Origin of the sequence: Neobacillus sp. FSL H8-0543, assembly GCF_038592905.1 — a bacterium.
Lineage (GTDB): Bacteria > Bacillota > Bacilli > Bacillales > Cytobacillaceae > Neobacillus.
Map to the genome: position 1 here is coordinate 1,075,440 of NZ_CP151943.1, position 13,895 is coordinate 1,089,334.

A 13,895-nucleotide genomic window follows, 5' to 3' on the forward strand; every position below is an offset into this window, starting at 1 on the left:
TATGTATATTAAACTAAAAATGATTAGTTCCGTTTTCATGTTATCACTTCATTTTATTATTAGCATAAAAGGTTGGAATATTAATAAAATACCATGAAGAAAATGCTATAACAACTTAATCACATTAGTAAATCAAATAGGCGGAATTATTCGTTAACTGTAAGCGCTTAAAGGTGGTTTGAAAGCGTCCCCATTCACTTTTTTGTGAAATCTTTGTGAATGTAAAAAAACGTACTCAAAAGAGCACGTTATTATTGAACCCCTATATAATCTTTAATAAAAGAGTATTCGCCAATCGTTCTAAATCTATTATAGCGATCCTCAATTAATTCTTCCTCAGAAAGCATCAGAAGCTCTTTCAACGCCTTTTTTAGAATTGAATCAATTTCTTCTGCTTGTTTTTTTACATCCTTATGTGCCCCACCCTTAATTTCAGGAATGATATCATCTATAATACCAAGTTCCTTTAGATCTGGAGCAGTGATTTTCATCGATTCGGCTGCTTGCTTGGCATACGCTGAGTCTTTCCACAAAATGGCCGCTGCACCTTCAGGTGAAATTACGGAGTAAGTAGAATTTTCCAGCATATAAATCCGGTTGCCAACGCCTAATGCTAAGGCACCGCCACTTCCGCCCTCACCAATAACAATACAAATAACAGGTACCTTAAGTCCGGCCATTTCGAACAAATTACGGGCAATAGCTTCACTTTGCCCTCGTTCCTCAGCCGCTTTTCCTGGATAAGCACCCTTCGTATCAATGAAGCAGATTATCGGTCGATTAAATTTATCTGCTTGCTTCATTAAGCGCAGTGCTTTTCTATTGCCTTCAGGATGGGGCATACCGAAATTCCTACGAATGTTTTCCTTCGTGTCTTTTCCGCGCTGATGTCCGATTATCGTTATCGGTAACCCTCTAAATTTCGCCACACCACCAACTATTGCTTCGTCGTCACCAAATGCCCTATCACCATGACATTCAAAGAAATCATCAAAAACGTTAGCAATATAATCTAGTGTTGTTGGCCGATTTGGATGGCGGGCAATTTGTACTCGATCCCATGGTTTTATATGTTCATAAATGTCTTTTTCTAATTTTTCAAGTCGAACCTCTAATTTTTCAATTTCAGCTGACAAATCAACATCTGCTGATTTTGTAAACTCTTTTAATTCGACGATTTTATTTCTTAATTGTACAATTGGGCGCTCAAATTCTAATTCCCCTACCAATTAAGCTCACCTCCTGGTTGATGAATTTCAAGGATGACAGTGATTTTATCTACTAAGTCCAGTCTGGAAATAATTGCATCAAGCTGACCATGTTTTAAAAGAAACTCTGCTGTTTGGAAGTCTTCAGGAAGCTTTTCCCGGATAGATTGTTCAATAACTCTGCGTCCGGCAAAACCGATTAAGGCTCCTGGTTCAGCAAAGTTGTAGTCTCCTAAAGATGCAAAGCTTGCAGATACACCGCCTGTGGTTGGGTGGGTCATAATTGATATGATTAACCCTTTATTATTACTGAATCTCTTTAATGCTACGCTAGTCTTTGCCATTTGCATTAAACTTAGTGCACCTTCTTGCATCCTTGCTCCACCTGATGCAGTAAAAATAATAAACGGGACGGACCTTTCGTCTGCAATTTCAATTGCACGTGTAATTTTTTCTCCGACAACAGACCCCATGCTTCCCATTCGAAATGTAGAATCCATAATCGCAACAATAACCTTGTTTCCATTAACGCTGCCGCTGCCAGTGACAACTGCCTCATTAATTTTACTTTTCAGACGATCTTTCTCTATCTTTTCTAGATAATCCGGGAAGTTTAATGGGTTTTCTGAAACCATATACTCATCAAATTCTTCAAAGCTTCCTTCATCAAGGAAAGCTGAAAGTCTTTCCTTCGAATTCATTGAAAGGTGATAACCGCAATGTAAACAGACTTTTAGATTCTTTTTAAGCTCTTTTGTATACATAATAGTCTTACATGACGGACACTTAGTCATTATTCCTTCGGGTACATCATTTTTCGCAGCCTCTGTAGGTATCGTCGCGTATTTTCTCTTTTTATGGTGATTGTTTTTTGTAAAAAGTTCTTTAAGCAAGTGGTTTAAACCTCCCTCATTAGAAAAAATCTACCAAATGGATATTTTTTCTTTTAATTTCTAAAGTCTTTCCTAAATCACTATCTCTTCAAACCTATATCCTTTTCCAGGTGGCCAGACCACCAAAAAATAAAAATTGCCCACATTGAATTGGGCTCTAACGGCTTGTCTTCCACTATATAGGAATATGCATACAAAATTTGTTAGTATTTGTCGCTTGAAACAGACAAATTTCTTAGCTTTCGGTAGGTCAAAAGGGTCTTTACCTCATCCTTTTCAGCTAACGCATCAAGTAATAAAAGGAAATCATTCCTAATTAAATCAGCTTTCTTTATATGAAGAGAGTAATAATAATCCTTTAGGATTAGCCAAATTCTTGAGATCAGATGATTATCTGCTATCTCGATAATTCGACTAAAAAATTCATCATCATCTAAAGTATTTGATTGCACCCATTCTTTTAAGCTTTCTAACTGTATATCATTGATTCGATATAATGCTAATCGGAGGCAGTCCATCTCGATAAGATTTTTCGTTTCAATTACATCTAGTTTGGCCTTTTCATCCTGAAGAATAAATGTCCCGAGAAGTTGGACAAGCTGATTTCCGCGGAAGTCTCTAATAAATGTTCCTTCCCCTCGCCTTGTTTCAATTAACCCCAGTAATTCCAGTGCCCTTAGCGCTTCGCGAACAGAAGAGCGCCCGACATTTAGGCGCTCAGATAATTCACGTTCTGAAGGGATTTTATCTCCAGATATTAATCCATCTGCGGTGATCATTTCTCTTAGTTTTTTAACTATCTCTAAATATACTTTTGTATTCGCCAACTACATAATCACTCACTTTTACCTATAATGGCGAGCCTCATCGTCTTTTCTTTCACATCTTCAGGATCAACCTTTAGGCGTGCAACACCTGTTTCCATTGCAGCCTTTGCTACCGCAGCAGCCACTTCCGGAGCAACTCTTGGGTCAAATGGTGCAGGTATGACATAATCTTCATTTAGCTCATTTTCATTTATTAAATTGGCAATTGCATTAACAGCAGCCACTTTCATTTTTTCATTAATATGTGTGGCGCGAACATCAAGTGCACCTCGGAATATCCCCGGGAATGCAAGGACATTATTTACTTGGTTTGGAAAATCAGATCTTCCTGTGCCCACAACTCTTGCTCCAGCTTCTTTTGCTATATCAGGCATAATTTCAGGATTCGGATTAGCCATCGCAAAAATGATAGCATCTGAATTCATGGTTGAAACCATTTCTTTCGTTAGCGCGCCAGCAACTGAAACGCCAATAAAGACATCCGCACCTTTTATAACATCCTCAAGGCTGCCTGTCAAGTTGTCACGATTTGTAAACTTCGCTACTTCTGCCTTGACTACATTCATCCCCTGCGGGCGTCCTTCATAAATTGCCCCTTTTGTATCACACATAATGATGTCCCTGACACCAAAGGCATGTAAAAGCTTAATAATGGCAATCCCTGCGGCTCCAGCACCATTAGCAACAACCCTTATTTCGGACATTTTTTTTCCGATTAGCTTTAAGGCATTTACAAGGCCAGCTGCAGTAACAATGGCTGTTCCATGCTGATCATCATGAAAAACAGGAATATTTGCTTCCTTTTTTAATCTTTCTTCAATAACGAAACAATTTGGTGCAGCAATATCCTCTAGATTCACTCCGCCAAAAGTAGGTTCAAGTAACTTTACGGTTTCAATAATTTTTTCAACATCAGTTGTGTTAAGACAAATTGGAAATGCATCCACACCTGCAAAGCTCTTAAATAAGACTGCCTTACCTTCCATAACCGGCAATGCTGCTTCAGGACCAATATTACCAAGTCCCAATACGGCAGTTCCATCCGTTACGACAGCTACCATATTGCCTTTCATCGTGTAGTCATAAACAGTTTCCGGTTTTTCATAAATTTCCTTACACGGTTCAGCTACTCCCGGTGAATAGGCTAAACTTAAATCTTTTGCATTTCGGACCGGTACCTTTGACTTAGACTCCAGCTTCCCTTTATTAATACGATGCATATGTAATGCTTCTTCCCGTAAAGTCAAGTTCTTTCACCCCTTAAGTTTTTACAATAAGAAAACAATCGATTAGTATTTATAGTTTATCTAGTGGTCAGACCACATTTGTCTAATTATCATAATATCATATCTTCGAAAGTTGTAAAGAATTATTCCTTCAATACCACATTATTCGGACCAAGAAAATCTTGCAGTAAATCCAGTAATTGTTGGCTGGGATGGATGTTGAATTCGTTCCCTAATCTGATTGTTTTTCGACTTTTTTCATAGTGGAGAACAACACCCGTCTTTCCTTTTTTACCCTTAAACAAATCCTTTAATTGCTTTAAAGATGTTTCATCCTGCCTATCCTCTACTATTTTTAAATAGAGAACTGATTGTTCTATTGTCTTCTCAGCTATCCATATCTCTATGTCAGAAACATATTGAATGATAAACTGAAGTTTTTCTTCACGTTCTTCCGTTTTCCCTTCAATTACTGCAAAATCCCCTTGTCGTAAAAGATGCGAAAACCGTTTAAATACCTGTGGAAATACCACTGCCTCCATCTCACCGCTTGAATCACTGACATTTAAAAAGGCCATCGAGTCCCCTTTTTTTGTGCGTATGGTTTTTATGGTTGTGATGTAAACACCTGAAACAGCGCGTTTTTGATCTTTTACTAACTCAAATAATAGATGTGCACCAGCTTTTGTTAGCCTTTTTTCATATATTGATACAGGATGATCTGAAAGATAAAAGCCAAGGGCGTCTTTTTCAAAGGCTAACTTATCCTCCTGCCTGATTGGATCAACATGAACATATTTTGGTTTGAGCTGCATTTCTTCCTCAGAAAAAAGTCCAAATTGATTTGTATCATCTGGTTTAAACAAACCAGCATGTTCTAATGCCACATCTAAGCTAGCTAGTAATATAGCACGATCCTCACCGAATTCGTCAAAGCTTCCTGAATGAACTAGCACCTCGAGGGTTTTACGGTTGATTGCTTTTGACGAAATTCTTATACAAAAATCAAAGAGATCATCAAATTTTTTCGTTTTCCTAGCCTGAAAAACCTCTCTTAATGCCACTGCACCAACACTTTTAATGGCGGCTAAACTATAGCGAATGCCACCTTGTTCTGCGTGAAAGCTGTAACCGCTATAGTTGATGGAGGGCGGTAAGATAGTAATATCCTTCTGTTTTGATTCCATAATATATTGGGAAATTTTGGATTCATTTCCGATTGCCGAGGTGAGCAATCCTGCCATAAAATACAGCGGGTAATTTGCTTTTAAATAAGCGAGCTGGTATGAAATAATACTGTATGCAACTGCATGACTGCGGTTAAACCCATAATTCGCAAAGCGGACGATTAAATCGTAAATATCATTTGCGAGTTTTTGATTATAGCCTTTGTTCAGGGCACCTTTGACAAAATGATGTCTCTCTCGATCAAGAATATCCTTTTGCTTTTTTCCAACTGCCCTACGCAGCAGGTCAGCTTCACCGAGAGAAAAACCTGCCATTCTCGAAGCAATCTGCATGATTTGTTCCTGATACACGATGACTCCATAGGTATTTTCCAGGATTGACTTCAAGTCTGGATGCGGATATTCCACAGGCTGTCTGCCATGTTTTCTGTCGATAAAAAGAGGGATATTCTCCATTGGACCTGGGCGATATAGAGCATTAACTGCAACGATATCTTCAAAACGTGATGGTATTAATCTCATTAATACCTTTCTCATACCTTCTGACTCAAGCTGAAAAACACCCGTGGTTTCTCCCTTTGCCAGCAATTCGAACGTTTTTTGGTCATTTAAGGGGATGGACCGGATGTCTACCTTCCTACCAGCTTTCCAATTGATTGCATCCACTATCGATTCAATTAACGATAAATTCCTCAACCCAAGAAAGTCCATTTTCAGTAAGCCTATCTCTTCAAGATGCTCCATTGAATATTGTGTTAAATATATATTGTTATGTCCCTGTTGAATGGGTACTAATTCAATCAGTTGTTTATCGCTTAAGACGACACCCGCTGCATGTGTCGATGTATGACGAGGCAATCCTTCCAGCTTTAAAGCTGTCTCATACAGTCTCAGGTTTAACGAATTTTCTTCTGTAAACGCTCTTAGCGGTTTCGATTCTTTATAGGCGTTCATTAAGCTAATCCCTGGTTGAGCAGGTATTAGTCTTGAAAGCTGATCCAATTCTTTTGTATTTAATCCAAAGACTCTTCCCACATCTCTTAATGCTGCTTTTGCTGCGAGTGTTCCAAAAGTTACAATTTGCGCGACATGTAATTCACCATATTTCTTTGCCACGTATTCAATCACTTCTTCGCGGCGATGGTCTGGAAAATCAATATCAATATCCGGCATTGAAATACGCTCTGGATTTAAAAAACGCTCAAATAATAAATTATGTTCAATTGGGTCCACATCTGTTATATACAACACATAGGCTACTAACGACCCAGCCGCTGATCCTCTTCCAGGACCTGTCAATATACCCTTTTCACGTGCGTATCTCATAAAATCCCAAACAATTAAAAAGTAGTTGCTAAATTTCATTCGATTAATTACTGCTAATTCAAAATGTAACCGATCTAAGTATTCTTGTGGCGGTGAATCCAGGCGCTCACTTAATCCTTTTTTGCATAACTTTTCTAAATATTCCTCAGCGGATTGTCCATTGTCTGTCGGAAAAGTAGGCAAGTAGGTTTTATTCAATTCGATATTTACATTACATCTATTAGCAATAAGAACTGTATTTTCCAATGCTTCAGGTATGTCAGCAAATGTTTCAATTATTTCTTCAGCCGTTTTTAAATAATATTGATTACCTTCTAACTTTTGTCGCTGATCATCCTGTAATTTTTCACCATTTTTTATTGCTAATAAACATTCATGCGCAAACATATCATCCATTTCTAAGTAATGAACCCGATTTGTCGCTGCCAATGGTACATCAAATTCTCTTGCAAGCTTTTGTATTTGCTTTATTTGAACAACCTCTTGTTCAAGTTGATGATTTTGAATGGCGAGATAGAAGTTTTCTTTACCGAAGATGAATTGAAGTTTTTGTACTAACTCACTAGCTTGTGTATACAATTCAGCTGAAAGACAATATTCTATTTCTCCTTCCATTCCAGGGGTAATAGCAATGAGACCTTCAGCATAATGCTTTAACCATTTAAAGGGGATTCCATTAGCAGCCTTGGTTTGTACTGCACTAGAAATTTTCAACAGGTTTTTAAAACCTTGGTCGTTTTCAGCAAGAAGAACGAGCGGGTAGGCCTCTCCCTTTGTTCGATCACTTTCAATATCGACTGTCAATCCAATGATTGGTTTAATATTGTTTTTCTTGCATAGCTTATAGAATTCAATTGTTCCATGCATTACATTCCTATCCGTTAATGCAAGGGCGGTAAAACCTTTCTTTTGAGCATTGCCGACCAATTCAGGAACGGAAGCCGTGCTTGTTAACAGACTATATGCACTATATACATGCAAGTGAATAAAAGACATTTTGTCACCCCTTCCAACCGAGTCTCTTCCTTTCATTATAAATCCAAAAGCCAAAAAAGGAAAATATGTTCTATTTTTATTTCATTTAGCAAAAAACATATTTATTACGGTTTGTCCATATAAATGGTAGAGAGAGAAATTGACTTTTCATAAGGGCGGTTGAGGAAATGAAAGAAATAGGCTTTTTCCCTTCTTTTATTGAAAGCTATTTTATTGCATTAGGGGTTATCCTGGGCGGAGCGTTAATTGGGGGGATTGCAGCCTTCCTAACTGGACAACCCCCGCTAACGGCTGTTACCCGATTGTCGTCTTCTTTAAGAATTTGGGCAATTGTTGCAGCAATAGGAGGAACCTTTGATGCAGTATACAGTTTTGAAAGAGGGCTATTTAACGCTGAGACCAAGGATGTCTTCAAACAAATTTTATTAATTCTTTCCGCCCTTGGAGGCGCACAGACTGGCGCCCTGTTAATAAGCTGGTTAACCCAGGAGCAAATAACATCATGAGGATACCCCCTCTATATCGTAGTCCTTCGTGGCAGCGCTTTTTTGCCGGCACAGCTGTTGGCGGTGTAATTAGTTGGTGTATCTTTATCTATATTTACGGAGTATGGCTGGAAGAGCACACGGCATTAATTAAGTCACAAACACAGAATATCGTTGATTTAAGAGAAGAAAAAAAAATTTGGCAGGAAGAATATAAAGAAATGAATAAACGGAGTATAGAACAACTGACTGTTCAGAAAATTAATGTAAAGATTGCAAATGCTGAAAAATATCGCCTAGATTCTTTAAGTGTTCTGGAAACAGAAGACTCAGTTAAAGACGACATTAGCATGATGTTAGCCAAGGATATGGACACCGTCTACAAAAGTAAGGAACTTCTAAAAAAAATCATTCACAATAAAACAGTAAAGATTAACGATAAGAGGTACAAGCTTCAAGTGAAAGAAATAGTTATCTACACAACGTTGACGATTCAATTAGAAATAAGTTTTGATAAATAAAAATCGGCCTCACCGTGGGGCCGATTCCTTTTTTATGCGTAGTTCTTACATACTTCGCTTAGTTCCTTTAATACATTCTCCACTTCGTCCCATGAATAAATAGATGCTCCTGAGGCAAGCGGATGGCCTCCACCATTGAACTTTTTGGCAATTCCATTAATTACCGGACCTTTTGAACGTAAACGAACCCTTATTTGGTCTTCTTCCTCTATAAAGAAGACCCAGGCCTTGATTCCCTTTACATTGCCTAACGTTCCAACAAGCAGAGAGGCATCAGGCGCATTTGCACCAAATTCCTCCAAGAGTTCTTTTGTAAGCATAACGGAAGCCACACCGCTGCTCTGTAACTCAAAGTTTTGCAGAATATAACCGTTTAACTTGATGATATTTGGTTCAAGATCGTACATACCATCATAAAGTTCGGTCCGTGAAAATTTGTAATGGATTAATTCTCCAGCATAAGCAAAGGTTTTGTCGGTTGTACTCGGAAATAGGAATCTGCCTGTATCACCAACAATCCCACCATAAAGGAGCCTAGCCGCCTCATCATTTATCTTAAGGCCCTGATCTTTACCAAATAAATAAAATTCATAAATCATCTCACTGACCGAACTTGCCGTCGTATCCACCCAAAGTAAATCACCATATGGATCCTCATTAGGATGGTGATCAATTTTTATCAGTTTATTCCCTAATGAATACCGGGTATCACAGATTCTAGCTGCATTGGCTGTATCACAAATAATCACTAAAGCCCCTTTATAAACCTCATCATCAATTACATCAAGCCTACGCATAAAATGGAGCGATTTTTCTTCCCTTCCTACCGCATATACCTTTTTTTCAGGATAGGAGGCTTTTAATATCTCCACTAACCCGCACTGAGAGCCATATGCATCTGGGTCCGGACGAACGTGACGATGGACAATAATTGTTTCATATTGTTGAATGGCTGCTAAAATTTCTGCTTTCAATAAAATCACCTTATCTATTGTTTTTTTAACCAATTGTAGCATTTTGCTATAAATAACGTTACAATAATAAAAGATTTTTGATATTTGGAGGAAGAAAAAATGTCTTTTCTTGTTGTTCTGATTGTAATATTTTTTGCCTTCTATTTATTTTATAAAACAAAATACTTCAGAAGTAATCGGCCTGTCGAAAAGAAATGGCTTTCGGCAAAATCGAACATCGCACTTGGTCTATTTGTTGCCTTCTTTGGTATTAATCATTTATTTTTCATATCCCAAACAACTGTAACAGTCATCGTGGCTGTCATATTTATTGTTTATGGAGCGGTATTTGCATGGATAGGGTTTAAAAAATATAAACATTACCTGCCCTTCGCTATTACCGAAGCTGAAAGCATTAAATCTCATTAAAAATTCATTGCTTTGTTTTTCCATAAATCAAAGAGGAGAGCCGCTCAAAAATTTGAGCGGCTTTTTGTTTCGTTAATTCCTGTCAATTAACTGACACATCATCATTGCTTTACCTACAAGAATACCTTCTTTGAAAACTTCCACATCAACCTTGCCAAATTTCCGCCCAACTTCTAAAACCTTGGGAAATACTTCTAAAATACTCTCCATTTGTACCGGCTTCATAAAGTAGATTGTCATGTTTTCTACAACTAAGTCACCTTTTTTATAGCTTCTTAATATACGGTTTGCCGCCTCAGTAACGATGGTTGTAAATACACCGTATGAAATGGTTCCAAGATGGTTTGTCATTTGTGGGCTTACTTCAATGGTGTAGACTTCCTCCCCTTTTTCTTTCTCACGCCTTAAGATCAGCTGATTGGTGACAATATCGTCAATCGTTTCTCCTACTTGAGGCTGGCGCTGGTTCATTTGCAGTGCTTTTAATACATCCTGTCTGCTAATAATTCCTTCTAATCGATTCGAGTCATCGGCAACAGGAAGAACCTCTATTCCTTCCCAGACCATCATATGTGCAGTCGAAGCAACACTGGTTTTCCCGCTAACGCTCATTGGATTCTTCGTCATGATTTTGTCAATCGACAGGTCAAAATTCTGACCCATGATATCCTTCGCTGTCACTATACCTTGAATCTTCATGTTTTGATCAACAACAGGATAACGGCTATGCGTCGTTTCTTTATTAAAATCATGCCACTTTGAAACCTTATCAGTAGTTCTTAGAAAAAAAGTATCTTCTAGCGTGGTTAATATATCTTCAACAAGAATGATTTCCTTTTTTATTAATTGGTCATAGATGGCACGGTTAATCATGGTTGCAACCGTAAAAGTATCATAGCTAGTTGAAATGATTGGCATTTCGAGCTTATCTGCCAGCTTTTTCACGGTATCCTCAGTATCAAACCCTCCGGTCACTAAGACCGCAGCACCTGCCTTTAATGCAAGTTCATGTGCCTGGTCACGATTCCCGACGATAAGCAGGTTATTAGGACCTGTGTATCGCATCATTGCCTCTAATTTCATGGCACCAATGACAAATTTATTAAGTGTTTTATGCAGGCCCGCTTTTCCGCCTAACACCTGTCCATCCACGATATTTACTACTTCAGCAAAGGTCAGTTTCTCAATATTTTCTTTTTTCTTCCGTTCAATTCTAATCGTTCCGACTCGTTCAATTGTGCTAACATAGCCCTTATTTTCCGCTTCCTTGATGGCTCTATATGCCGTACCCTCACTTACTGACATCGCCTTAGCGATTTGACGCACTGATATTTTCTCTCCAACAGGGAGCCTATCAATGTATTGCAATATTTGTTCATGCTTTGTTGCCAAGAACTTTCACCCTTTATATTCATATTCCAATACCGCGAAAGTCACATCTCTTTTACGATTCTGATAATCTTATTATAAAGTGAAAAAAGCCTTGATTCAATGAGGTCTGTGATTTATTTGCATGAACATCAGTAAAAAGAACGTGACTTTTTCTTAATTCTTACTGACTGTTGCTTATTCAATGCACGCTTTGGACTATAAAGCATACCAGTTAAGTTACCCGCTATGACAATAAGTGCAAAACTAAGCCATACAAGTGAAAATGTCCCCTGTAGCCCTTCAGAAAATACGGATAACTTCGGAACAGCGAAGTAAAGCATCAATCCACAGAGTAACAAGCAAAGCAAATATCTGTTCTTTTTCATTTTCCTTTTCCTCCTTAATAAGCTTGTTTTATCTTTATGCTTAAAACAGGAAAAAAAGTAGATGAAAATGAATATAGGATTACAAATCTATTGATTCTCCAGGCAGCAGCACTTTACCATTTTTATTATCAAGCATTTCGATAAATTGGTTTGGATCTTGTTTTATCGGCGGAAATGTATTGAAATGGATTGGTACAATCGTTTTTGCCCCTAACAGCTTAGCAGCATATGCTGCATCCTCTGGTCCCATCGTAAAATTATCACCGATAGGCAGGAACGCCAGATCAATAGGGTGTCGTTCACCAATCAGTTTCATATCGGAAAATAGTGCGGTGTCACCTGCATGGTAGATTGTTTTTCCTTCATTCGTAAACAATATCCCTGCTGGCATACCGCAATAAATAATTTCTTCTTTATCATCCTTAATAAAACTGGAACCATGAAAGGCCTGTGTCAGTTTCACCTTACCAAAATCAAATTGATAGGCTCCACCTATATGCATAGCATGGGTTTTTACGCCTTGCCAACTTAAATAGGTAGCAAGCTCATGATTCGCAATTACAAGGGCATCATGTTTTTTTGCTAACTCGACAGTATCACCAACATGATCACCATGACCGTGGGTTAGGATAATCACATCTGGTTTTACCTCTTCCGCCTTAAGGTCTGTTAATTGGTTACCCCTAATAAATGGATCAATAAAGATTATTTTTCCATTACTATTTATTTGTACAACCGAATGTCCATGATAAGAGACTCTCATCCTACACTCTCCCTTCTTATGTATTAATTATTATACTTCCATACAAATTAAGTAAATCCTTCTTCAACATATCCAAAAATTGGTGAACTTAGCACAAAATACGATGGTAAATATAGATAAAATGGCTGTAATGTTTACAATTTGCCTTCTAATTGTTACTCTCAAACTAGATTTTTAATTTTTGAGGAGGATAAAAAAATGAATCAACGATTACAAAAGCTACAGACATGGATGAAGGAAAATGAAATTGATGTAACCTTTGTCACTTCTTCTGAAAACGTATTTTATTTAAGCGGATATTATACAAACCCACATGAACGATTACTTGCTCTAGCCGTATTCCAAGAAATGGAGCCGTTCCTTGTTTGTCCAGGAATGGAGGTCCATGATGCGAAGCGAACTGGCTGGGAGCATGAAATTATTGGCTATAGCGATATCGTTAATCCGTGGGAATTAATACATAAGTCCATAAACAAACGATTAAACAGCATTCAAAAAGTAGCGATTGAAAAGGAACATATGAATGTTGAACGCTACGAGCAGCTGTCACTATTATTCCCTAAGGCAGCCTTTGTTTCAGCTGAAGAAAAATTAAGAAGATTACGGATGATTAAAGATGCAAAGGAATTAAAGATTATGGAAGAAGCCTGCTCCCTTGCAGATTATGCCATTGAAGTGGGCTGCAGTGAAATTCGTGAAGGTAAAACGGAGTTAGAAGTTCTATCGGCTATCGAATTTGCCTTAAAGAAAAAAGGCGTAAAAGAAATGTCCTTTTCAACCATGGTGCTAACGGGGGCAAATGCTGCTTCGCCACATGGAAACCCAGGGGAAACAAAAATTCAAAAGGGTGATTTAGTTCTATTCGATTTGGGTGTAGTTGTCGATAGGTACTGTTCTGATATCACAAGAACGGTCGCATATGGTGATATTAATGATAAGCAAAAGGAAATCTATGATACCGTATTAAAAGCTCAATTAGCGGCAGTTGAGGCAAGTAAACCTGGTGCTACTGCTGCAGAGGTGGACTTAACCGCAAGGAGAATTATTGCTGATGCAGGCTATGGGGAGTATTTTCCGCATCGTCTTGGACATGGACTTGGAATTAGCGTACACGAATATCCTTCAATGACCGAAACCAATCCTTTAATAATTGAAGAAGGAATGGTCTATACGATTGAACCTGGAATCTACGTCCCTAGTGTAGCAGGTGTCCGCATTGAGGATGATCTATATATTACTGCTGATGGTCCAAAAGTATTAACCAATTTCCCGAAAGAGCTGCAAATTATTAGATAAGGTGGATTTTTTTACTATTGAACTAATG

13 protein-coding genes are annotated in these 13,895 nt (G+C 38.0%); 4 read left to right on the plus strand and 9 right to left on the minus strand.

Annotation, left to right across the window (positions count from 1 at the left end):
• Positions 1-251: 251 nt before the first annotated feature.
• From accA to dnaE, 5 genes are all read right to left on the minus strand, one after another.
• Positions 252-1,229, minus strand: a complete 978-nt coding sequence (gene accA, locus NSS81_RS05650; protein ID WP_342432561.1) for an acetyl-CoA carboxylase carboxyl transferase subunit alpha — start codon at positions 1,227-1,229, stop codon at positions 252-254.
• Positions 1,223-2,101 carry an acetyl-CoA carboxylase, carboxyltransferase subunit beta gene (gene accD / locus NSS81_RS05655; protein ID WP_342432562.1) on the minus strand — a complete coding sequence of 293 codons (879 nt, stop codon included), beginning with the start codon at positions 2,099-2,101 and terminating at the stop codon, positions 1,223-1,225. Before accD ends, accA begins: the two co-directional genes overlap by 7 nt.
• Before the next feature lie 203 nt (positions 2,102-2,304).
• A complete protein-coding gene (locus tag NSS81_RS05660; protein WP_342432563.1) occupies positions 2,305-2,928 on the minus strand; it encodes a GntR family transcriptional regulator in 624 nt (207 codons plus the stop codon).
• A gap of 8 nt (positions 2,929-2,936) precedes the next feature.
• Positions 2,937-4,175 (minus strand): malic enzyme-like NAD(P)-binding protein, encoded by a 1,239-nt coding sequence (locus NSS81_RS05665; RefSeq protein WP_342432564.1) that lies wholly within the window; start codon positions 4,173-4,175, stop codon positions 2,937-2,939.
• Between the two features lie 122 nt (positions 4,176-4,297).
• On the minus strand, positions 4,298-7,663 hold the full coding sequence (dnaE, locus tag NSS81_RS05670) for a DNA polymerase III subunit alpha (protein ID WP_342432565.1): 3,366 nt from the start codon (positions 7,661-7,663) through the stop codon (positions 4,298-4,300).
• Between the two features lie 167 nt (positions 7,664-7,830).
• Here dnaE and NSS81_RS05675 point away from each other — a divergent pair, with 167 nt between their 5' ends.
• On the plus strand, positions 7,831-8,169 hold the full coding sequence (locus NSS81_RS05675; protein ID WP_342432566.1) for a YtrH family sporulation protein: 339 nt from the start codon (positions 7,831-7,833) through the stop codon (positions 8,167-8,169).
• A complete protein-coding gene (gene ytrI, locus NSS81_RS05680) occupies positions 8,166-8,669 on the plus strand; it encodes a sporulation membrane protein YtrI (protein WP_342432567.1) in 504 nt (167 codons plus the stop codon). The genes NSS81_RS05675 and ytrI overlap by 4 nt, the downstream gene beginning before the upstream one ends.
• A gap of 32 nt (positions 8,670-8,701) precedes the next feature.
• Here ytrI and NSS81_RS05685 read toward each other — a convergent pair whose 3' ends face one another.
• Positions 8,702-9,643: a bifunctional oligoribonuclease/PAP phosphatase NrnA gene (locus NSS81_RS05685; RefSeq protein WP_342432568.1), complete on the minus strand. Its 942-nt coding sequence runs from the start codon at positions 9,641-9,643 to the stop codon at positions 8,702-8,704.
• Positions 9,644-9,742: 99 nt separating this feature from the next.
• On the opposite strand from NSS81_RS05685, the gene NSS81_RS05690 reads away from it, so the two are divergent.
• Positions 9,743-10,051: a YtpI family protein gene (locus tag NSS81_RS05690; protein WP_342432569.1), complete on the plus strand. Its 309-nt coding sequence runs from the start codon at positions 9,743-9,745 to the stop codon at positions 10,049-10,051.
• Between the two features lie 72 nt (positions 10,052-10,123).
• Here the strand turns inward: NSS81_RS05690 and NSS81_RS05695 are convergent, their stop codons facing one another.
• From NSS81_RS05695 to NSS81_RS05705, 3 genes are all read right to left on the minus strand, one after another.
• Positions 10,124-11,443 carry a CBS domain-containing protein gene (locus NSS81_RS05695; RefSeq protein ID WP_342432570.1) on the minus strand — a complete coding sequence of 440 codons (1,320 nt, stop codon included), beginning with the start codon at positions 11,441-11,443 and terminating at the stop codon, positions 10,124-10,126.
• Positions 11,444-11,571: 128 nt separating this feature from the next.
• Complete coding sequence (locus NSS81_RS05700) at positions 11,572-11,808, minus strand: hypothetical protein (RefSeq protein WP_342432571.1); 237 nt, start codon at positions 11,806-11,808, stop codon at positions 11,572-11,574.
• 79 nt (positions 11,809-11,887) lie between these two features.
• Complete coding sequence (locus NSS81_RS05705; RefSeq protein ID WP_342432572.1) at positions 11,888-12,571, minus strand: metal-dependent hydrolase; 684 nt, start codon at positions 12,569-12,571, stop codon at positions 11,888-11,890.
• A 198-nt stretch (positions 12,572-12,769) separates the two neighbouring features.
• On the opposite strand from NSS81_RS05705, the gene NSS81_RS05710 reads away from it, so the two are divergent.
• Positions 12,770-13,867 carry a Xaa-Pro peptidase family protein gene (locus tag NSS81_RS05710; RefSeq protein WP_342432573.1) on the plus strand — a complete coding sequence of 366 codons (1,098 nt, stop codon included), beginning with the start codon at positions 12,770-12,772 and terminating at the stop codon, positions 13,865-13,867.
• The last annotated feature ends 28 nt before the right edge of the window (positions 13,868-13,895 follow it).

What these genes read in the sequence shown, in the direction of transcription:
- dnaE (WP_342432565.1), bottom strand. Translation starts at nt 7,663, where the DNA reads ATGTCTTTTATTCACTTGCATGTATATAGTGCATATAGTCTGTTAACA.
- NSS81_RS05675 (WP_342432566.1), top strand. Translation starts at nt 7,831, where the DNA reads ATGAAAGAAATAGGCTTTTTCCCTTCTTTTATTGAAAGCTATTTTATT.
- ytrI (WP_342432567.1), top strand. Translation starts at nt 8,166, where the DNA reads ATGAGGATACCCCCTCTATATCGTAGTCCTTCGTGGCAGCGCTTTTTT.
- NSS81_RS05690 (WP_342432569.1), top strand. Translation starts at nt 9,743, where the DNA reads ATGTCTTTTCTTGTTGTTCTGATTGTAATATTTTTTGCCTTCTATTTA.
- NSS81_RS05700 (WP_342432571.1), bottom strand. Translation starts at nt 11,808, where the DNA reads ATGAAAAAGAACAGATATTTGCTTTGCTTGTTACTCTGTGGATTGATG.
- NSS81_RS05705 (WP_342432572.1), bottom strand. Translation starts at nt 12,571, where the DNA reads ATGAGAGTCTCTTATCATGGACATTCGGTTGTACAAATAAATAGTAAT.
- NSS81_RS05710 (WP_342432573.1), top strand. Translation starts at nt 12,770, where the DNA reads ATGAATCAACGATTACAAAAGCTACAGACATGGATGAAGGAAAATGAA.